Below are 21,908 nucleotides of genomic sequence, written 5' to 3'. Positions count from 1 at the left end.
AATTAAAAGCCTCTCTCGGTGACAAAGAGCCAATCACCTTAAATCACACCGGATAAACCGGATGCTTACGGTCTGTAAACTGGATATATTTCGTCGCATACGCTTCGTAACGCGTAATCAGCTCAACGCGCAGTGAATCTGCCGGGATGATGCCGTCAATAATCATTTCGGAAGCTAAATGGTAAATATCAATATCTTCTTTGTATTCGTTGCGCTTCTCTTCAATATAAGCTGCACGCTCTTCTTCAGGTAGCGCGGCGATTTTATTTGCGTAGACTGCGTTGATCGCTGCGTCCGGCCCCATGACCGCGATGGAAGCGGATGGTAGTGCTAAACACGCGTCCGGTTCAAATGCCGGGCCTGCCATGGCGTACAACCCTGCGCCGTATGCTTTGCGGACAATGACGGAAATTTTTGGTACTGTCGCTTCTGACATCGCAGAAATCATTTTCGCCCCGTGGCGGATGATGCCTGCGCGTTCTACTTTAGTACCAATCATGAATCCAGGCACGTCAACTAAGAATAGCAGCGGAATGTGGAATGCGTCGCAAAGGTTGATGAACTTTGCCGCTTTGTCGGCAGAGTCGTGGAATAGCACGCCACCTTTAACGCGCGGTTGGTTCGCGATAATACCGACTGCTTTTCCGTCGATGCGCGCAAGGCCAGTAATGAGCTCGCCTGCAAACAGTTTCTTAATCTCGAAAAATGAATCTTCATCGATAATTCCTTTGATCAAGTCGTGCATATTAAACGGAGCATTTTCATTTTTTGGAATGATTTCTTCCAGCGCCTTATCCAGCTGTTTCGGCGCCACTGCATCACGTACAGGTGGCTTCTCCGAGAAGTTTGCCGGGAAATACGATAAGTATCTCCGCGCAGATGTGATTGCGTCTTCTTCGCTTTTTGCGAGTACATCGCCGCATCCAGAAGTTGAGCAGTGCATGCGCGCGCCGCCCATTTCTTCGAGCGTTACTTTTTCACCGATGACCATTTCCGCCATGCGCGGTGAGCCAAGGTACATCGAAGCATTTTTGTCTACCATAATGACGATATCGCAAAACGCCGGGATATATGCGCCACCAGCAGCTGACGGCCCGAACAAGACGCAGATTTGCGGAATGCGGCCGGATAATTTTACTTGGTTGTAGAAAATTTTACCTGCACCGCGACGACCCGGGAACATTTCGACTTGATCCGTAATCCGTGCGCCTGCTGAATCGACTAAATAAACGAGCGGCACATTTAATTTTTCAGCGGTTTCTTGGATGCGGATAATTTTTTCCACTGTCCGTGCGCCCCATGAGCCTGCTTTGATAGTGGAATCATTCGCCATGACGCAAACAACTTGGCCGTTAATCTTCCCCATTCCTGTTACAACACCGTCAGCAGGAAGATCGCCCGCCATGCAGTTCGCGAATTGGCCGTCTTCGATTTCAAGATCTGAATCGAATAATAATTTCAAGCGATCCCGGACGAACATTTTCCCTTGTTCCGCATTTTTCTCATGGTATTTCTGCGCGCCACCTTTTTCAATCTGCTCTACTCTTTCATTCAATGCTTGCTGCAAAGATTTCGTATCTGTTGTCATAGTCTTGCCTCCCTAATGATCATTCATCATTCGCCAGTATATACAGGCTTGCGTTTTTCCTTGAAAGCCTGTAGTCCTTCGAGTCGGTCTTTTGAAGGAATTGTCACTTCATAAGCGTTCTGTTCGATTGCGAGCCCCGTCTGTAGTTCGACGTCATAGCCGTGGTCGATCGCGAACTTCGCCTGCGTAACTGCCAGCGGGCCGTTCGCTGCGATTTGTCTCCCGACAGTAAGCGCTTTATTCATCAACCGATCAGACGCCACCATATATTCAGCCAGCCCGATTTCCAATGCTTCTGTCGCTTCAACTCTACGCGCTGTGAAAATCAGCTCTTTTGCCCGTCCTTTGCCGATCAATCTCGGAAGACGCTGCGTACCGCCGGCTCCCGGAATAATGCCGAGCGAAGTTTCCGTCAATCCGAACTTTGCCGTCTCTGCTACAATGCGGATGTCGCATGCTAGCGCCAGTTCTGTCCCGCCGCCGAGCGCAACGCCGTTGACTGCGGCGATGACCGGCTGTGGCAATGATTCAACGCTGTTAATCGTCTGGCGGATTAATGAAACTGTCTTGCGTACATCAACTAGATTCATTCCTGCGCGTTCTTTTAAATCAGCACCCGCACAAAAAGCTTTTTCGCCGGTACCGGTTATAATTACAGCGCGGATTTCCCGGTCATAGCGACATTCCAGCAACGCATCGTAGAGCCCGTTCAGCATCTCGACTGATAATGCATTCGCCGCTTCCGGACGATTCAATAAAATGACCGCAATTCCGTCGCTGCGCTTCTCTAATACTACTTTATTACCCATTCATTCACGTCCTTCACTTATCATGCGCACCGGCAGCTTGCAAGTTTTTACTTGGAAGCGCCTTGCCGATTTTTTCTTGAATAAACGCGGATGCTGCTAAAATTTTCTTTTCATCGACGCCGGTATGAATACCCATACCATGCAGCATATACAATACATCGTCTGTCGCCGCGTTGCCTGAAGCACCTGGTGCGTAGGGACAGCCGCCGAGCCCGCCAGCCGAACTATCGAATATCGTAATGCCCATATCAAGCGACGCTAGGACATTGGCTAAAGCTGTCCCGTGCGTATCATGAAAATGCATCGCCAATTTGTCTGCCGGAAAACGTTTCAATAGCACGTCAAGTACTTCTTGGACTTGTCGCGGATTCGCAACGCCGATCGTATCGCCTAGCGACAATTCGTCAATACCCATGTCAAACAGCGACTCCGACACACGGACGACCGCTTCCATATCTACCACGCCTTCATACGGACAGCCGAACACAGTAGACACATAGCCTCTCGTCTTCTTGCCTGCTGCATTCGCGTCTTGGACAATTTCTTTTAATACAGGTAGTGTCTCCGCGATCGTTTTATTAATATTTTTCAAATTATGCGTTTCGCTCGCCGACATAAACACCGCCGCTTCATCGATATCCGCTGCAAAAGCCCGTTCAAGTCCTTGGCGGTTCGGGACGAGTGCCGAGTAAGAGACCCCAGGCTCCCGATTAATGCCCGCCATCACGTCATTTGCGTCCGCAAGCGCTGGAATCCATTTCGGATTGACGAAAGACGTCACTTCAATCGATGTCAGGCCGCTTTTAGAGAGCTCATTAATCCAGACGATTTTGTCTTCTGTCGGAATGAAGATTTTTTCGTTCTGCAGTCCGTCGCGCGGCCCGACTTCTTTAATCGTAATCGTTTCAGGCCATTTCATCGTTTCATCTCCTTCAACAGAAATTATTCAATGACTGCGATGACGTCTCCTTCGTTGACGAATTCGCCTTCGTTCACTTTTACTTCTTTTACGACACCGTCAAAATCAGTAGCAATCGGTATTTCCATTTTCATCGATTCCAAAATGGCGATGTCTTGGTCTTCTTCTACTTCGTCTCCTGCTTTCACGAGTACTTTCCAAACGTTTCCTGCCATGCTTGCTGTAATTTCTGTCATAAAAATTCCTCCCAGAGTCATTTCGTTTGTTTCTGTTTTTTCTTCTTCGTCAAATATTTTTCCACAAATTCCGTCGTCGTATCCCCAAAACGGAATGCTTCATGCGCTGCTACTTCCCGGAGCATCGGAATATTTGTCTTGATGCCTTCGATATGGTAATTCGAAAGCGCTTCTTGCAGCCGGTCAATCGCTTCGTCGCGGTCTTTACCTTTGATGACTAGTTTCGCGATCATCGGGTCGTAAAACGGTGTGACGACTGACTCGCCATGGACTGCCAATTCATGGCGGATACCTGGTCCTTCAGGCAGCTCCAGTTTCGTAATTATCCCCGGTGAAGGGAAAAAAGTTTTCGGATCTTCTGCGTAAATCCGCACCTCAATTGCGTGGCCTTCGCGTTTGACGTCTTCCTGCGTAAATGAAAGTGTTTTCCCCGCTGCAATATCAAGCTGCTCCTTCACTAAGTCAAGCCCCGTAATTTCTTCCGTAATCGGGTGCTCTACTTGCAGCCGTGTATTCATTTCAAGAAAGTAGAAGTTTTGATCTGCGTCGACTAAAAACTCAATTGTACCGGCGTTTTTATAGCCGATGGACTTCGCCGCTTTAACTGCCGCTTCGCCCATTTTTCTTCGTGTCTCTTCTGAAATGAAGGAAGACGGCGCTTCTTCCACGACTTTTTGGTGGCGGCGCTGAATTGAGCATTCGCGTTCCCATAAGTATACTGTATTTCCTTGATTGTCGGCCAAAATCTGGATTTCAATATGGCGCGGCTTTTCAACAAATTTTTCAATATACATCGCGCCATCTCCGAAGAAATCAGCCGCTCGTTTTTGATTGCCTTCGAACGCTTTGCTGATTTCGTCGGCGCTGTAGACGACTTGCATACCGATTCCGCCACCACCTGCAGACGCCTTCAGCATAACCGGATAACCGATGCTCTCCGCCGCTTCGATCGCTTCTTCCGCATCTGCAAGCGAACGAGTGACACCCGGCACGACTGGAACACCGGCTTTTTCCATCGCCTCGCGTGCCGCAATTTTACTACCCATTTCGGAAATAACAGTAGGAGAAGGCCCGATGAATACGAATCCTTCTTCTTCACATCGGCGCGCAAATTCGGCATTTTCAGAAAGCAGACCATAGCCTGGGTGGATTGCTTCTGCTTTCGACTGATGCGCCGCTTCCAGAATTTTATCGATTTTCATATAACTTTCCGTTACTCGCGGTCCACCGAGCAAATATGCTTCATCTGCTTGCTTGATGTGGACAGCTTCCGCATCCGCTTCCGAATAGACACCGACCGTTTTAATGCCGAGCGCTCTGCATGTACGCATGATACGAGCCGCTATTTCCCCACGGTTCGCAATCAAAATCTTGTTAAACATGACGTTCACCCTTTCAATTTTTCATGTAATCAAGCTTTCATGTACATCAATTTAGGATATGAGGAGGCCGTCCGCGTAAAGACCGGCTCCGCTTTTCATTTATTTCCCCACAGTTTTCGCTTCGATGACGCTCTGAAGTTCGGCAACTGTTGACGGATCTTCAAGTCCTGTCACATCACCTGCTACCTTGCCTGTTGTAACGATTTCTTTAATCAAGCGGCGCATAATTTTTCCGCTCACCGTTTTCGGTAGAGAGTCGGTTATGACGATTTCTTTTGGCTGGGCGATTTTTCCGATCTGGCGGACGATGTTCTCTTTAATCCGCTCTACGACTTCCTGCCCGTCTGCTACATTTTCAGAAAGGCGAACGAAAACGAAAGGGACTTCTCCTTTAATTTCATCCGGCACCCCAATGACTGCGCATTCCGCCACGCCCGCACATTCAAGCACGGCGCTTTCCATTTCCATTGTGCTCAAACGGTGGCCTGCGACGTTGAACGCATCGTCGGAACGGCCGACTACCCAAATATAGCCGTCTTCGTCGATCAGCGCGAGATCGCTTGCGTAGTAGCTGCCGTCGACTTGGCTGTAGTATGAACCGTAGTAGCGTTCCGGCTCTCTCCAAATCGTCCGACATAGCATCGGGAATGGCTTTTTAATGATCAAGTTGCCGAGCTGCCCGGCTTTCACGGATTCGCCGGCTTCATTGACGACATCGAACACCGCACCTAAAAACTGCGTGCCGGAAGAGCCCGGTTTCATCGGTGTCAACCATGCTGCTCCTGCAATAGGCGAGCCAGCTGTTTCGGTCTGCCCCCACGTATTGTTAATATAGACTTTTTTCTTGCCGAGCACTTCATATGTCCAGTGCCACGTCTCCGCATCGAATGGCTCGCCGACAAGTGCGATTACGTCAAGACATGATAAGTCAAACTGCTCGATCGGCTTCTCGCCCATGCTTTTCAACATACGCAGTGCTGTCGGAGCGGTAAATAATTTATTGACACGATATTTTTCAATGATTTGATAAAAACGTGTCTTCTCGGGATAATCAATCGCACCTTCGTAAACGACTGTCGTGACCCCATTCGCAAGAGATCCGACGATGCCCCAAATATGCATCGTCAACCAGCCGATATCCGCTGTACACCAAAATACGTCGTCATCTCGATGGTCAAGATGGTATTTCGCGTAGACATAGTTCTGGACGACGAATGCCGTCCCTGAATGCACGATCCCTTTTGGCTTGCCCGTCGTGCCGCTCGTATAGAAAACGATTCCGCTTTCGTTTGCTTCAAGGCGCTCCGGTTCGCAATGGATGCTCGCTTTTTCCGTCAGCTCATGCCACCAGTAATCGCGGCCTTCCTGCATATCGATATTGATGCCCATGCGATTAACAACGATGATCGCTTCAACTGAAGAAGTAGACGGCGCCACTTGATCGACTTTTTCTTTCAAGCGGATTTCTTTGCCACGACGCACTGTCGCATCCGCTGTGATGATGACTTTTGGTTCAAAGCTTGCTAACCGATCGGACAAAGAACGCTCGGAATAGCCCGAAAAGACTGCGTTGTAAATCGCCCCGACGCGGAAACACGCGAGTACCGCGATGACGGCTTCCGCCAAGTTCGGCAGATAAATCGCGACACAATCGCCTTTTTTTACACCGAATGACCGAAGCACATTGGAAAAACGATTCACTTCCGCAAGAAGCATCGAATACGTGTAAAACTTCGAATCGCCGTTCTCACTTTCCCAAATGAGCGCTGTCCGGTTACCGGCGCCGTTATGTATATGCCGGTCGAGTAAATTGATGCTCGGATTCGTAACACCGTCAACGAAAAACTTGAAATCAGGGAGCGTGCCGCTGATCGTCTCTGTCCACGGTTCATACCATTCGAGCTCACGAGCCTGCTGATCCCAAAACGCAGCCGGATCTTCCTGGGATTGCTGGAGAAGTTCTTGAAAAGCTTCTGCGCTGCCGATCGAAGTCGAGCGCGTCTTTTCTTCACTAGGATAAATAAGTTTACTATTCGCCGCTACTTGTAAAACTCGTTCAATATCCATTCAATCGCTCCTTTGTCAATTCATTAAAACCCATTTAAAAATCAGCAGCCGATCTGTTTCGCAATGACCATGCGCTGGACTTCGGACGTGCCTTCACCGATTTCTAAAAGTTTGGCATCGCGGAAGAAACGCTCAACTTGGTATTCTTTAATATAGCCGTAGCCGCCGTGAACCTGCACTGCTTGATCACAAACGCGCATGCACATTTCAGAAGCGAATAATTTTGCAAACGCCGCTTCTTTTTTGAATGAGCGGCCTTGATCTTTCAGCCATGCTGCTTTATATACCATATTACGTGCTAGTTCGATATTCATCGCCATATCCGCGAGTTTGAACTGAATCGCCTGGAAGTTTGAAATGCTCCTACCGAACTGCTTGCGCTCCTGCGCGTAATTCAGTGACCTCTCGTACGCTCCCTGCGCTATGCCGACAGCCATCGCACCGATGCCGATCCGTCCTCCGTCAAGCGTCGCCAAAAATTGTTTGTAACCGTTTCCAATTTCGCCAAGCAGATTTTCTTTTGGCACACGGACGTTTTCCAAAATCAATTCCGTCGTGTTTGAGGAATGAAGTCCCATTTTTTCATAGTTTGCAATGACCGTAAACCCTGGTGCATCAGTCGGCACGATAAATGCACTGATGCCGTTCGTTCCTTTTGAGCGGTCTGTAATCGCCGTCACAGCAAGATGTTTCGCATAGCTCGCATTCGTAATGAAACATTTCGAACCGTTAATGACCCACTCATCACCTTCAAGAACAGCTGTCGTTTCTGTACCACCCGCATCAGATCCTGCATTGGGCTCCGTCAATCCAAACGCTCCGAACGAATCACCCGTACAAATCGGTGTCAAATACTTCTCCTTCTGCTCCGGTGTGCCGAATAAATGAAGTGGCGCTCCGCCAAGTGAAATATGCGCAGAATACGTAATTCCTGTCGATGCGCAGACACGGCTCAATTCTTCCGTGACAATAGCAAAACTTGTCGTATCCGCTCCGCCACCGCCGTACTCTTCTGGGAAAGGCAACCCCATCAAGCCGAGCTCCGAAAACTTTTCAAAAATCTCTTTTGGAAATTCTCCTGTACGATCGCGTTCATCCGCACCCGGCGCCACTTCCGCATCCGCAAACTCGCGAACGAGCTTGCGCACCATTTGTTGTTCATCCGTCAAATCAAAATTCATATCCAATACCCTCCATTCTTCTTTTACATTCCGTCATTGCCGTATATCGTCCTACCAACACCCAGATTGCAAACGCTTTCATTTGTCCGTGTATTTTAAACCGGACTGCTTTCATTTTATTTCCAATTCATCTATAATTATAAACAATAAAAATAATCAAATCTATGTATGATTTTCCGAAAGAATTTGTGTGTTTTACACAAAAACGCAAAATACTATGGAGTTAGGATGATAGATTATGCAAGACACGTTAACTCACCGACAGCTCAAATCCCTTGTTCATGTTTCTACTGTGATTAACTCTTCATTAGATATCGAAACGATTTTTGATTTAATTATAGGTGAAGCAATTTCCGCAGTAGACGCAGCAGGAGGCGGTTCGATTTGGGTTTTCGACCAACAAAAACAGCGCCTGGTGGCCAAATCAGCGCATGGTTTGTTTTATCCACAAATCTTTAAATCGATTGAATTAAGCAGCAGCGAATCGATGACGGGCATGACGTTTCAAGCGGAAAAGGGGCTAGTGTTTAAAAACGAAGAAGAAATCAAACAGGCGCTCGATACACTCACTCCTTGCAACCGGACACTGCTCGACGAATCTATTTCCAATAATTTTCATTTCACTTCAGTCATTTCATCACCAATTTTATTGAAAGGAATTTGCATCGGTGTCATTACGCTTGATTCATTCGATAAATCGCTTCATTTCAAAAAAGAGGATATGCAGCTGTTAGAAGCGATTGCCCAGCAAGCCGCCATCGCGCTCGAAAAATCGAATATTTATCATAAAGAGAAAAAGACCGTCCAGCTGCTGTCCCGCTCGATCGAAACGCAGCGCAACATCGCCAATCTCGTCGTCAACGGAGAAGGTATCCAGTCCATTATCGATTATATTTATAAAACGATCGGCGAGCATATTTTCTTATTCGATGAAATAGGCGAACTGACCGCTTCTGCCTGCCGTGTACCTGTTTCAGAAGAGCTGAAGTGCGAACTGCTAAGCTTTGCGAAACAGAACGACCAGTCACTCAACAGCCCGTACAGTGTCTCCGAAATCACGCTAGGTATCGAAAACTATCAATTCATCGCGCTGCCGTTGCAATCGAAAATGAAGCCGCTCGGTACGCTCATTATCGTCTCAAAAGACCCAATCGGAGAAGCCGAAATCAACGCGCTCGAACATATCTGCACGGTCATCACGCTCGAGCTCGTCAAAGAACAAGCTGTCTACGAAACACAGCAACATCTACAGAATGAATTCATGACAAAAATTTTATCCGGCCAGGCAATCGATGAAACATTAATGAAACAAGCAAAAAATCTACAATTCGACTTGAACCGCAATTACATTGCCGTCATTGTCAGTGTCGAAAACAAAGACAAATTGCTGCGCGAAGCTATCAGCGAAAACGTCATTAACAATCTACTCCATATGACAAATAATAGCTTCCTGACAAAGAACTCGCAAGGCACCGCGCTCATCGATCCAAACAAGCTCGCGGCCTTACTTTCCTATCCTGCCAAGCTACAAACAGAAAATCCAGCTGGCAGCATAAAACAACTCGCCCTGTACTTGCAACAGGAAATCGAAAAAACATACAGCGAACTCGACATCACTATCGGCATCGGCAGAATGAAACCAAACCTTGCCACTGCCCACGAATCATTCAAAGAAGCTGAAAAATGCATCACATTCATAAAAAACTACCATTTCGAAGAGCACGCCCTGTCCTACACAGACCTTGGTATCCAACGCTTCATCTTACAGAATTCAGAAGAAGAACTACTCGATTACGTCCACGAAGTCATCGGCCCGCTCATTCAATACGAACGAGCCCGGAAAGGGGATTTGCTGCAAACACTACTTACCTATTTGCGTCAAAACCAAAACATCAAACGAACTGCCGTCGCCCTACACGTCCACACGAACACGCTGAATTATCGACTGAAACGTATTGAAGAAATACTTTCAACGGACCTGACAGATGGCCAGCAATTATTTAACATTCAGCTAGCAGGGACTATTTACCATTATATAAAACGGTGACAAGGGAGGGGTCCCTTGTCACCGTTTTCATCTGAAGAGCTGGGCTGCATAAATTCCCTGTTCCCTCACAAAATGCAGTTTGTAAGCATAAACATTTTCAAAGGTAAAATCTATATGGGGGATTATGCACGGCAATGCCCGCGTGGGGGGACTTTTAAATACTAATTGCCGTTTTACCTCACAATAAAAAGCGCTGTAAACGTTATCTTTCAACGTTTACAGCGCTATTTACATTATCTTCTAATACATTTTCATGACGTCCCGGGCAGACGAAATTAAACGCTGCATAGGTTTAATAGTTCCTCTCTTACTGATAGTTTTAATCTAACATTTCTCTCTTAAAAATTGTCGACTTCCAAGCCAATAAAATGTGCAAAACAAATTCTATTAAAACTTTCACAAATCCAATCACTTGTCATAGAATCTCCCCTTAAAGGTACTTTTATCTTTACATTTTTGGGCCACCTGCAACATAAAGAACTTGCCCTGAAATAAATGAGGCCTGTTTACTCGCAAAGAAACAGACTGCATGCGCTGCATCCTTTGGTAATCCGACACGCTTCACTGGTATTTGGCTTCTTTTTTCTTCCTTCAGTTGTTCATAGTTGACTCCACTTTTTTCCGCAATTGACTTCGTCATCTCCGTCTCTATAAACCCTAGAATAACTGTATTCACAGTTATATTATATTGACCAAGTTCCAATGCAAATTTTTTCGTAAACCACTGGATTCCGGCCTTTGTTATAGTATAATTTGCCTGTCCATCATTTTCCATAGCAGATGCCAAAGATAGATTAATGATACGACCATATGAATTATCAACCATAAGCTCCTGGGCATATTTACTACAAAGAAACACTCCTTTTAAATGAACATTCGTTAGGTGCTTCCAATCGTCTATGTTCATTTTATAAAGTAGTTCATAAGAGATCGTTTCATCGTTATTCACTAAAATATCTACTTTTCCATAGCTTTCTTTTATTACATTAAACACTTTAGCCAAATCAAATTCATTTGTAGTCTCGACAATAAACTTCTCGTAAGAAATATGTAACGCTTTAAATTCGTCGCAGGATTCGTTTAAAGCGAATTCATCCGAATCCAAAAGGTATACGTGTGCTCCTTCAAGGCCTAATTTTCTCGCTATTTCCTTGCCTATACCGCTTCCTGCTCCAGTAATAACCGCAACTTGATCATCGAAATTAGCCAAAGCTCGACACCTTTTTCTTTAGTATTTTTCTTGTATAATTACATACAATATTGTCATGTGTGTCCATCATTTCTGGGTAATATCATTCTTTAAATTTATTTTAACTCTTCTAGCTCAGCCTACCACTCTTACCATTTTCAATCCTAATTTTCAGTATCAACCTCGACTTTTATTTCCTTTTACTATGTATATGCATTAGCATTGCATTAAAATATCACACGCATGAAAACTGAATAATCTTAAATTAAACTCGAGCACAAAAAATCCTTTATAATGGTTGGGAGGTAGTAACCTATCCAAATCCAAAATAAAGGATTACACGTATGGATAAGATTACACGAAAAACAGCATTTGAGCAATGTGTTGGACTGATTTCTAATGAATTATTTGCAGATCAAGTGCAAGCCCATTGTCTTTATTACTATATAAAGAAGCTACACATAGCTTAATTGGTTTCGTTTTTTCTTCGAAAGCAAAACTACTAAAAAAGGGAAATAGAGTATTGAGATTTTTTACGGTGCTAGTAATCTAGTTTAGCCCGTATATTTCTAAATAATACGTCTCTGTTGTTCCAAACACTTTTATCTCCACAGGCCCACTTGCAAGATCAAAACTCAGCTTCCACTATTTATCGCTAAAAAAACAAAGCCAGAGAACTTTTGCTTTCTTACTCAATATATTCCTAAAACATCCTTATAAACCTAGTTCTTTCGCAATAATAACTTTCATTATTTCATTGGATCCTGCATAAATCGGAGCTACTGCAACATCACGATAAAGACGGGCAATTTCATACTCCTCCATATATCCGTATCCACCGTGAAGTTGCATACATTCCGGTGCCATTTTTCTTGCATTATCTGAAATCCACCATTTAGCCATAGACACTTGAGAATAAACATTTTGTCCTTCTAAATGCTTTACTATTAAATCATCAATAAATGTTCGACCAAGTTGAACTTGCGTCGCCATTTCCGCTAATTTAAATTGAGTGTTTTGGAATTTACTAATAGTCTGTCCAAACGCCTCTCGCTCTTTTACATATTCAAGCGTTACACTTAGCATCTGTTCCGCTAAAACTTGAGAATTTAATGCAGCAATAATTCTTTCTTGTTGCAATTCCTCCATTAAGTGGTAGAATCCTTTCCCTTCCTCACCAAGTAGATTCGAAGCTGGTACCCTTACATCTTCAAAAACTAGCTCTGACGTATCTTGACTATGAAGCCCAACCTTATCTAGTTTCCTACCACGAGAAAATCCAGGCATATTGCTTTCTACTAAAAACAAACTAATCCCTTTATGCCCAGGAATCGCCTTTGGATCTGTTTTACAAACAACAACAATCAAATCCGATAGAATACCGTTTGAAATAAATGTTTTTTGACCGTTTATAATATAGCTGTCTCCATCTTTAATCGCCGTTGTACTGATCGATGCCAAATCAGATCCTGCGCCCGGTTCAGTCATAGCTATCGCACTAATCGTATCCCCACTCATTAAACCTGGAAAATACTTTTTCTTTTGCTTCTCTGTTCCAAAATTTTTGATATAAGGAGCTACAATGCTACTGTGAACGACAATTCCTCCTAATCCCGATCCAATGCGCCTTAATTCTTCGCTTAAAATTACCGAAAAAATAAAGTCGGCACCCATACCTCCATATTTTTCATCTACCCATGGACAGAGAAAACCTTGTTCACCCATCTTTCTCCAAAATGTTTGTGGGACAAGACGATCTTTTTCCCATTGATCAAAATAAGGTACAGCTTCTTTTTCTAAAAACCTTCGAAGTGAATCTCGAAACATAATATGTTGCTCAGAAAAATAAGATCGATTTTTACTTTTGGCTGCCGAATTAGTTTTTGTCATTTTTATACCTCCATGTATTTTTATGCTTTCTTAACCGCATATTCATCCGGGTTGAGGATAAAATTCGCTCCATTTTCCGTAATCTTACCATTTTTCACTGCGATTTTTTCTTACGTGTCGAATGAACGTTTAAAAAGTACCTAAATGCTCATTAAAATCCCTCTCTTGCAACTTCAAAACTTCTTCAATTGACCCAACGCTTGGAAATACCCTTCTTTCAACGTTTCCACAACTTTTTCAATAGATTCAATTTCCCCGATTGCTCCAACACCTTGCCCGGCACCTCAAATGTTTTTCCATGATTTTGGCTCGTTTTCCCTCTAACCTGTGTTGAAATCGCGTTTCTTCTGTAAATTTTCCAGATTGAGACCAGCATTCAGAATGCTCGGAATCAAATAATTCCCATTCTCGCCCGAAATGGCATCGGTGTAGATGATATCCTCCGACGTCGATTCAATAAGCATTTCCTTATACACATCGTTCGCCATGGTCTCTTCCGCCGCGATGAACTTTGTTCCCATATAGGCGAAATCCGCACCTAACGCTTGAACGGTGACAATGTCTTGTCCGTTTGAAATGCATCCCGTCACAATAGTAAGCCCTTTCCAAAATTTTCGCACTTCCGAAACGAATGCGAACAGATTGAAAGTACCTCCGTGGCCACCCGCGCCATTGCAGACGAGGATGAGCCCATTCACTCCCGATTCCGCTGCTTTCTGGGCATGCTTGATGTAAATGACATCCGATAAGACAACGCCCCCGTATTGATAGACGATTCCCACAAATTCTTCCGGATTTCCAAGCGATGTAATGACAATTGGAGACTCGTATTTTCGAATTGCCTCCAGATCGGCATCCAACCGTTTATTCGTCTTATGGACGATTAGGTTGACATCCCAAGTGGAAATAGGGGCCGCCGGATAATTTAGCTTGGAATCCAATGCTTTCCGAATCGTTTCGAAACATTCCTCCAGCTCATCGGAAGTCCGTGCGTTCAATAACGAGAAAGTTCCGATAATCCGCGCTTTACATGCTTCAATGACCGATTGAGGGCTTGAGACGAGGAACATCGGCGCCATGATAACCGAGATGTCCGTCTGACCAATGTGCGCTTTTTTCTTCTCCTCCGTCATTTTCATTCACTAAAAACCTCCTAACGTCTTTTGTGAATGGTAAACTTCGCCGTCACCTTTATTTCCCCATTTTCATTTGATGCAATCGACTCACAAAGCCATGAATCATCCGTTTCTCCAACAATCTGTCCATTGACAACGATTTTCTCGCCCGGCTTCGTCATCGCATTAAAGCGGACCGTGAAGTTTTCCAGACAGTTCGAAGGGAACCAGTCGACAATCGCTTGTCCGATAAACCCCATGATCATCATGCCATGTGCAATGACACCGCCAAGTCCCACTTTTTCTGCAAACGGAACGACAGTATGAATCGGATTAAAATCGCCCGACGCCCCTGCATAGCGCACAATTTGTGTATGTGTGACCTCTTCCTTTTGGATTGTTTCAAACTGATGACCAACCATCAAAGCAATCGCCTCCTAATGTCTTTCAATGATCGTAGAGCGGCCAATCAACACCAATTCGCCATGTTGATTCAAAAACTCCTTTTTCAGTACAATGAAATTCATGGTCGCTTTCGCAAAAGCTTTTTCGACGACCGTATGAACAATAATTTCATCTCCAACTTTCAACGTTCCTACATACTCGTAACTTTGCTCGCCGTGCAGCACTTTGGAAAGATTCAAATCAAGCACTTTGGAAATGGAAGTTGGATCGCCCCAAAATTCGATGACGGTTGAAAATGTCGGCGGCACTGCATCCCCGTTCAAATAACTTTCTTTTTGATCACCCAAAGCAATGGCAAGTTCCTTAATTTTCCCTTTTTCAATTGTATAAGTAAACGCCTCGATTTTTGTATTTTTGATCTGTTCTAAACGTGATTCGGTTCGGGTCAAGTGGAATCCCTCCTTTTTTCATAGTGCAGCAATGACAATTGCCCATCAATTATAGACGGCTTTCCGTTTCTCAAAAAAAGCTTGTACACCTTCTTTGAAATCTTCGGATTCAACACACAAGCACTGCGAAGATATTTCCAACTCAAAGGTTTGCTCTAATTCATTTAACACATTGAAGTTGGCCATCTTTTTAATGAGTCCCATCGAAAGTCGTGGATTCTCTGCCATTTTTTTTGCCGCTACTAACGCTTCATCGAACACTACATTATCTTCGAATACACGATTGACCACTCCAACCCGCTCCATTTCATGGGCACTCACTTTTTCCCCTAGAAGCATCATTTCCATGGCCTTTTGTCGCCCGACTAATTCAGGGAGGAAATACATTGCACCTAAATCGGGCACAACACCAATTTTGATAAAACTTTGAATGAAGACCGAAGATTTCGCGGCGAAAATCATATCGCAAGAAAGTGCCAAGCTGAAGCCTGCTCCCGCAGCAGCCCCATGGACAACCGCAAGAACCGGTTTTTGTAGACGAAGGATGCTTTTGATGAGTTCCTGACTTTTTTCCATTCTCTCTTTAGTTTCTTTGGGATTCAAATGTTGAAGAGCCTTCAAATCCCCACCCGCTGAAAACACTTCTCCTCTTGCCGCCAATACGATTGATCGAATCGAACAATCGTCACCAGCCGCAAGAAAAAAATGCTTCAATTCTTCTCGCATTTCTTCCATTAGTGCATTTCGTATTTCAGGCTTATTCATTGAAACGATACAGACACTTCCATCCATTTGGATGTCAATTGTTTGATAATCCGGATACCGCATTGAAACACCTCATTGTTTTTGTCAATCTTTTTGCTTTCATGGTTTTCGATACATCGTCACAACGACTGCGCCACCAAGTCCAAGATTATGTTGTAGCGCAACTCTTGCATTATCCACTTGCCGTTTTCCTGTCACCCCTCTGAGTTGCCAAACAAGTTCCGTACACTGGGCTAGACCGGTCGCTCCGATTGGATGGCCTTTTGACATCAAACCGCCGGAAGGGTTAACGACGAATTTTCCACCATACGTATTGTCTCCATCATTGATGAACTTTTCCGCTTCGCCTTCTTCACACAATCCAAGCCCTTCGTAAGTGATTACTTCATTCGGGGTGAAGCAGTCATGCAATTCGACGACATCTACCTCTTCCACTCCGATTCCGGATTGCTCAAACACTTGACGGGCCGCTCTTCTTGTCATGTCCGCGCCTACTAAATTCATGGCGCCTGTTGTGAAAGTCAGTTCCGTGTCCGTCGCCATGGATTGGGCGATAATTTCCACGGCATTTTCATGGCCGTGCTTTTTTGCAAAGTCTTCGCTGCAAATGATTACGGCTGCCGCACCACATGAAGGCGGGCATGCATGGTATCTCGTCAAATATGGCGGAAAAATCATCGGAGAGTTTTGTACTTCTTCAAAGGTTAACGGATTGTCGAACATCGAATAAGGATTGTGGATGGCGTGGCTTCGAGTTTTCACCGCGACTTTGGAAAAAATGTCCGGATTTGCCCCGTACTTTTCGATGTATTCCATCCCACCGGAACCGAACATTCGGGCTGCACGCGGAGATTCCAAAGAATAACCGGGTCTCAATTCTTCCAACCGATCAACAAATGCCTGCATCGGCGTCATTCGATCTGAATACACAGAGGAAAGCGCCCCCGGCTTCATCTCTTCAAAACCGAAGGCAAGTGCACATTCTACAATGCCATTTTCAACAGCTTGCCTTGCTAAAAAGATTGCCGTCGAGCCGGACGAACAGTTATTGTTGACATTGAATATCGGGATGCCGCTTAACCCGACTTTATACAAAGCTGCTTGTCCCGACGTACTATCTCCATAAACATAACTGGCAAAGGCGTGTTCAATTTCTTTGAAATCGATTCCCGCATCTTTGACTGCTCCTTTAATCGCTTTCGATGCCATCACTTCATACGGTTCCTGCATGCCTGGCTTCACAAACTTCACCATATCTACGCCGATCACTTTGACTTTTCTTTTCACATTCAAATCCCCCTTTTTTCATATCGTCTTTTTCACATGTCTTCACACTTCGCCTTTGTTCATTATGAGAAAGTCTAAATAGCAACATTCTGTCACCGTTCAGCCCTTATTTCAACAGTTCCTCCTGTATCAATTGCCGTTTCATAGTTTTCCCAACAGCCGTTTTCGGAAGGGAATCACGAAATTCTATAATTCGTGGCACCTTATACGTTGCAAGTCTTTCTTTGCAAAATGCTATGATTTCTTCAGTCGAAAGTTGGTGCCCCTCTTTCCGTACAATGACACATTTAACCGTTTCCCCGCGATAAGAATCCGGGATACCAAGCACACACGCTTCCAAGACAGACGGATGTTCATAAACGACATTTTCCACTTCAATCGGATAAATGTTATATCCGCTCGCAATGATCAAATCTTTTTTTCTACCGACAATAAAGAAATAGCCCTCGTCATCCATCACCGCGATATCGCCCGTCGCCATCCATCCGTCGATCAATACTTGCGCGGTTTCATCTGGATTGTTCCAGTATCCTTTCATCACTTGCGGTCCTTTGATCAGCAGTTCCCCTTCTTCGCCTACGGGGACTTCCACATTGCTATCTTCCAGCTTGACGATTTTGCAATCAACGCTCGGGATTGGAATCCCGATACTGCCCGTCTTCTTTTTCGTTCGCGGGTTCCGATGGGTGACAAGCACCTCCGACATCCCATACCCTTCCATAATTTGTGCACCGGAACGTTCCTCGAATTCTTTGATTACTTCTACTGGTAACGGTGCTGAACCACACGTACATACTTTCAAGCTCTTCAAATCTTCATCGACGATTTCATCACTGTTCAATAAAGCAATATAAATTGTAGGTGCACCAATAAATACAGTAGGTGCGTATTTCTGTAGCAGCTCTTTTACTTTTGGGATATTGAATCGCCTCATAACGATGTACGTCCCACCCAATGCAATTGTCAGATTTAGATAGCCGACCCCCATGATGTGGGTCATCGGCGTATTACCGAGTGTAACCTCTTCTTTTTCTTTTAAAGAGTAGAATACACGATTTTGAATGACATACCCAACAATATTGTAATGCGTCAACATGACCCCTTTGGGATGGCCCGTCGTACCGCCTGTGTATTGAATAATGGCGACATCCTCCGTCGGATGAATCGGAACATTCGGCAATTGGACACTCGCTGTCGCCTCATCATGAAAGCAGACTTTTTGAAAAAGATTCCTATCCGCACCGAAAACAATTTGTTCGATTTTCCTCTGTAATTCGATGGCCTTCAATTTAGAAACCTGGGCATCGTCACATACAATCCATTTTGCTTCACTATCATTCAAGATGTGGGAAAGTTCGCTCGACTGGTATAGGATATTCACTTGGACTTGCGTGCAACCAATCCTTTGAAGTGCAAAGTAGCACACGGCGTATTCCGCAGAATTCGGCAACATGACCGCGACGTGATCACCTTTCCCCATGCCTTGCTTATGAAAATACTTTGCAAGGCGCCCCGTGGCTGCCTGTAGTTCCGAATAGGTCATTACAAGTTCTTCATCAATGATGGCGATTGATGATGGCGATTTGTTAACCGCCTTTTCAAAAGAATCGTAAATAGACACATCCGTTGGAATTTCCACTTCATAAGGAATCCCTTCCGGATAGACAACGTGCCATTTTCTTCTCATTTTTCCGCGCCCCTTTCCACTACCATTTTAAGTATTCCGGTTTGGCGATATGTTCTCTAATAAATGCGTCAACAAATTGCGTACAAACTCCACCTTCCTTCAACAACTGTTGTAAATGCTTATAAATACCAATAACTTCATTCTTTAGACGTAAAATCGAGCCTTCTCTTTGTTCTTTCCGATAAAAAATACCTTGTTCGATCAATTGATTTGGAGAGATTCCATTACGGATACAACGAGAAATTTTCTCATGTCGCCTTTCAATGACGTTTAAAAAATCGATGACTTTCTCGTTATACTCCTTTTTGGAAACAATTCCTTTGTGATGCCCCGTTACAAAATATTTCGCATCAAGATCCCCAACTTTCTTTGCGGATGTGATGAAATCGGCAATATCGGATTCCAATTCATTATAAAAAGGACCAAAGGATGTCAAGTCGATATCCCCTACATAGACGATGCCGTATTTTTCAATATACGGAACCGTATAGCCCTCCGAATGGCCTGGGGCATGGATAAACTGCACGTCCATGCCCGCTATTTCAACTGGTTCATTCAGTGGGTATTTCCGATTTGGCTTTATTGTCCGTTTTCCAACAGCCTTATCTCCGAAATGCCTGTTTTTCTGTTGCTTCAACCAAGCCTGAAACGTCTCTTCATCTTGAACTGCTAACATTCCGTCCGCATGTGAAAGGGTATAAATATCAGAAACTTTTTCAAAATCAAACGGATTGATATGCACGTCAGCTTCAGGAAAAAACGACACGCCCCACACGTGATCGATATGATGATGGGTCAAGTAAATATCACGTACGAAATGGTTTTTTTCAATATATCTTAAACTGTCGAAGCCAGCTCCGCATTCTAATAATACAGATTCCTGGTTATGCGTCAGCAGTAGCGTCGTGCAAAACGGCACTTTGCTAGAATTGTCCCCAAAAATTTCAATCGGTCCTATTTTTTCATACATCCCATCACCACCAATCCCTTACGGTTTACCGGATCAAGTGTAAGAACCACCGTTAATTTGCAAAACTTGTCCATTCACATAATTGGACAAAGGAGAAGCCAAGTAAAGGATCCCCTCTGCTGCTTCTCTCGGTTGCCCTGTCCTTTTTTGAGGGATTTTGTCAATAAACATTTGACGCACTTTATCTGGAACGCCTGTCTGGTCTTCACTGGACTCAAGCGATTGTGTCATCCTTGTTTCGATGAACCCGAACGCCACCGCATTCGAATTGATGTTATAGCGTCCCCATTCCTGGGCAACGACCTTTGTTAAGCCGACGACTCCCGCTTTGGCAGACGAATAGTTGGCTTGCCCCACATTCCCTCTAAGTCCTGAAACCGATGATACGTTAATAATTTTCCGGTAATTTATAATTCCTTGTTCCTTCTCCGCTTTTGCCGCTTCCCGCATATAGGGAGCCGCCTCGCGGATTAGACGGAAAGGGGCGACCAAATGAATATCCATCACTTGTTGAAACTGTTCGTCCGTCATTTTATGGATCAAGCTATCGCGCGTGACGCCGGCGTTATTTACCAAAATATCCAATCTTCCAAACTCCTCAACGGTTTTTTCCATCAAAGTCCGTGGAAACTCCGGATCTGTAATATCGCCGCAAATCGCGAGTGCCCGACCACCCTTTTCCTCGATTTCGCTTACCACTTCCGCCGCAGGTTGTGCATCCAAATCTGAAATGATAACGGTTGCACCGTTTTCCGCAAACACCAATGCGGTTTCCCTACCTATCCCTCTTCCCGCCCCCGTTATGATTGCAACTTTCCCATTTAATAGCCTCATCCTTAAAACCCCTTTACTTTCAATATTTTGGGCGTATCAGTTTTGACTAAGCCCTTCCATTGGAATCATCTTCGCTGGAAATGGAATCTCTACCCGTTCCCCTTCTATGCTGATTGCGTTTCGATACTTCAAATGTGGATCTTTCGACAAATCGTTAATCGTGTTGACACGACTAACCGGTAAATCGACCTCACCGAAAATCGACAACCACTCGGACAATGTTTTTTTGACTATGATTGTTTCAATCCTTCGATTAATGATTTCTGCTTTCTCCATCCTCTTTGTCCAACTATTGAATAAATTATCGAGCATAAACTCTTTCATGCCCACCGTTTCACAAAATGTTTCCCAAAACTTCTCTTCTACACAAGCAATGGAAATATATTGTCCATCTTTTGTCAAATATGTTCCATAGGCCCCTCGACCCATGAAATCGGATTTCCTCGGTTCATTGCGTGCGTAATATTCCACAATGCGTGGAGACATTAAAGCAAGTGCGCTTTCCACTAAAGACACATCGATGTAAACCCCACTCGAATGGGATCGAGCCTTGTTCAACAATGCCCCTAACACCGAAATCGTAGCGTATAACGATGCCGCAAGATCCGCTATTTGGATTCCCCCTGCCGCTTCAGGACCTCCGTTTGGCTGACCACTGATTCCAAGGACCCCTGATACTGCCAAATAGTTCAAATCATGTCCCGGAACATCACGGTAAGGACCGCTTTGCCCGTATCCCGAAATCGAACAGTAGATAAGATCCGGATTCAGTTTCGCAACCTCGTTCTTACTAAAACCCAATCGATCCATGACGCCGGGTCGGAATCCCTCAATCAACACATCACTTCCCTGCAACAGTTCACGAAGAACTCCTTTATCTTCCTCATTTTTCAGATCTAGCGTCAAACTTTCTTTTCGACTGTTCAAAGTTTCATATAATCCAGGAATCATCTGTCGCACAGGATCGCCTCCGTCAGGTCTTTCCACTTTTACGACTTCCGCTCCCAATTCCGCTAAAATATTTGTCGCAAATGGACCTGGCAATAAATTCGTCAAGTCCACAACTCGTATACCCTCCAGCACTCTCA

19 protein-coding genes are annotated in these 21,908 nt (G+C 44.6%); 1 reads left to right on the top strand and 18 read right to left on the bottom strand.

The window, feature by feature from the left end; all coding sequences use genetic code 11:
• Positions 1-43: 43 nt before the first annotated feature.
• The 7 genes from CSV70_RS05480 to CSV70_RS05450 all read right to left on the bottom strand — a co-directional run bounded on the left by CSV70_RS05480 (position 44) and on the right by CSV70_RS05450 (position 8,182).
• Positions 44-1,588 carry an acyl-CoA carboxylase subunit beta gene (locus CSV70_RS05480; RefSeq protein ID WP_099628367.1) on the bottom strand — a complete coding sequence of 515 codons (1,545 nt, stop codon included), beginning with the start codon at positions 1,586-1,588 and terminating at the stop codon, positions 44-46.
• Positions 1,589-1,614: 26 nt separating this feature from the next.
• On the bottom strand, positions 1,615-2,397 hold the full coding sequence (locus tag CSV70_RS05475; protein WP_099628366.1) for an enoyl-CoA hydratase: 783 nt from the start codon (positions 2,395-2,397) through the stop codon (positions 1,615-1,617).
• Positions 2,398-2,410: 13 nt separating this feature from the next.
• Positions 2,411-3,316 (bottom strand): hydroxymethylglutaryl-CoA lyase, encoded by a 906-nt coding sequence (locus CSV70_RS05470; protein ID WP_085131112.1) that lies wholly within the window; start codon positions 3,314-3,316, stop codon positions 2,411-2,413.
• Between the two features lie 23 nt (positions 3,317-3,339).
• Positions 3,340-3,552 carry an acetyl-CoA carboxylase biotin carboxyl carrier protein subunit gene (locus CSV70_RS05465; protein WP_232319192.1) on the bottom strand — a complete coding sequence of 71 codons (213 nt, stop codon included), beginning with the start codon at positions 3,550-3,552 and terminating at the stop codon, positions 3,340-3,342.
• Positions 3,553-3,569: 17 nt separating this feature from the next.
• A complete protein-coding gene (locus CSV70_RS05460) occupies positions 3,570-4,934 on the bottom strand; it encodes an acetyl-CoA carboxylase biotin carboxylase subunit (RefSeq protein ID WP_085131114.1) in 1,365 nt (454 codons plus the stop codon).
• A gap of 99 nt (positions 4,935-5,033) precedes the next feature.
• The gene (locus tag CSV70_RS05455; protein ID WP_085131115.1) at positions 5,034-7,001 is read right to left on the bottom strand and encodes an acetate--CoA ligase; all 1,968 of its coding nucleotides are present in this window, start codon (positions 6,999-7,001) and stop codon (positions 5,034-5,036) included.
• A 41-nt stretch (positions 7,002-7,042) separates the two neighbouring features.
• Complete coding sequence (locus CSV70_RS05450; RefSeq protein ID WP_085131116.1) at positions 7,043-8,182, bottom strand: acyl-CoA dehydrogenase; 1,140 nt, start codon at positions 8,180-8,182, stop codon at positions 7,043-7,045.
• A 238-nt stretch (positions 8,183-8,420) separates the two neighbouring features.
• Between CSV70_RS05450 and CSV70_RS05445 the strand changes: the two genes are divergently transcribed.
• Positions 8,421-10,229, top strand: a complete 1,809-nt coding sequence (locus CSV70_RS05445) for a helix-turn-helix domain-containing protein (protein WP_085131117.1) — start codon at positions 8,421-8,423, stop codon at positions 10,227-10,229.
• A 448-nt stretch (positions 10,230-10,677) separates the two neighbouring features.
• On the opposite strand, the gene CSV70_RS05440 is transcribed toward CSV70_RS05445, so the two are convergent.
• From CSV70_RS05440 to CSV70_RS05390, 11 genes are all read right to left on the bottom strand, one after another.
• Positions 10,678-11,439: an SDR family NAD(P)-dependent oxidoreductase gene (locus tag CSV70_RS05440; RefSeq protein WP_085131118.1), complete on the bottom strand. Its 762-nt coding sequence runs from the start codon at positions 11,437-11,439 to the stop codon at positions 10,678-10,680.
• A gap of 693 nt (positions 11,440-12,132) precedes the next feature.
• Positions 12,133-13,308: an acyl-CoA dehydrogenase family protein gene (locus tag CSV70_RS05435; RefSeq protein WP_085131119.1), complete on the bottom strand. Its 1,176-nt coding sequence runs from the start codon at positions 13,306-13,308 to the stop codon at positions 12,133-12,135.
• 320 nt (positions 13,309-13,628) lie between these two features.
• The gene (locus tag CSV70_RS05430; protein WP_332308451.1) at positions 13,629-14,447 is read right to left on the bottom strand and encodes an NAD(P)H-dependent flavin oxidoreductase; all 819 of its coding nucleotides are present in this window, start codon (positions 14,445-14,447) and stop codon (positions 13,629-13,631) included.
• A gap of 14 nt (positions 14,448-14,461) precedes the next feature.
• Entirely contained in the window at positions 14,462-14,845 is a 384-nt protein-coding gene (locus tag CSV70_RS05425; RefSeq protein ID WP_099626810.1) for a MaoC/PaaZ C-terminal domain-containing protein, read from the bottom strand.
• A 15-nt stretch (positions 14,846-14,860) separates the two neighbouring features.
• Positions 14,861-15,277, bottom strand: coding sequence for an FAS1-like dehydratase domain-containing protein (locus CSV70_RS05420; RefSeq protein WP_085131121.1), 417 nt, complete (start codon positions 15,275-15,277; stop codon positions 14,861-14,863).
• A 45-nt stretch (positions 15,278-15,322) separates the two neighbouring features.
• On the bottom strand, positions 15,323-16,105 hold the full coding sequence (locus tag CSV70_RS05415) for an enoyl-CoA hydratase/isomerase family protein (RefSeq protein WP_085131122.1): 783 nt from the start codon (positions 16,103-16,105) through the stop codon (positions 15,323-15,325).
• Between the two features lie 36 nt (positions 16,106-16,141).
• The gene (locus CSV70_RS05410; protein ID WP_085131123.1) at positions 16,142-17,329 is read right to left on the bottom strand and encodes a lipid-transfer protein; all 1,188 of its coding nucleotides are present in this window, start codon (positions 17,327-17,329) and stop codon (positions 16,142-16,144) included.
• Positions 17,330-17,435: 106 nt separating this feature from the next.
• Positions 17,436-19,016 carry a long-chain-fatty-acid--CoA ligase gene (locus tag CSV70_RS05405; RefSeq protein ID WP_085131124.1) on the bottom strand — a complete coding sequence of 527 codons (1,581 nt, stop codon included), beginning with the start codon at positions 19,014-19,016 and terminating at the stop codon, positions 17,436-17,438.
• 19 nt (positions 19,017-19,035) lie between these two features.
• Entirely contained in the window at positions 19,036-19,986 is a 951-nt protein-coding gene (locus tag CSV70_RS05400; RefSeq protein ID WP_085131125.1) for an MBL fold metallo-hydrolase, read from the bottom strand.
• 33 nt (positions 19,987-20,019) lie between these two features.
• Entirely contained in the window at positions 20,020-20,820 is an 801-nt protein-coding gene (locus CSV70_RS05395) for an SDR family NAD(P)-dependent oxidoreductase (RefSeq protein WP_085131126.1), read from the bottom strand.
• A gap of 36 nt (positions 20,821-20,856) precedes the next feature.
• Positions 20,857-21,903: a CaiB/BaiF CoA transferase family protein gene (locus CSV70_RS05390; protein ID WP_255397405.1), complete on the bottom strand. Its 1,047-nt coding sequence runs from the start codon at positions 21,901-21,903 to the stop codon at positions 20,857-20,859.
• Positions 21,904-21,908 lie beyond the last annotated feature (5 nt).

Origin of the sequence: Sporosarcina sp. P25 (genome assembly GCF_002743235.1) — a bacterium.
In the GTDB taxonomy this organism is placed as follows: domain Bacteria; phylum Bacillota; class Bacilli; order Bacillales_A; family Planococcaceae; genus Sporosarcina; species Sporosarcina ureae_B.
The sequence above is the reverse complement of the archived record's forward strand: the minus strand, read 5'-3'. Positions and strand labels throughout refer to the sequence as shown.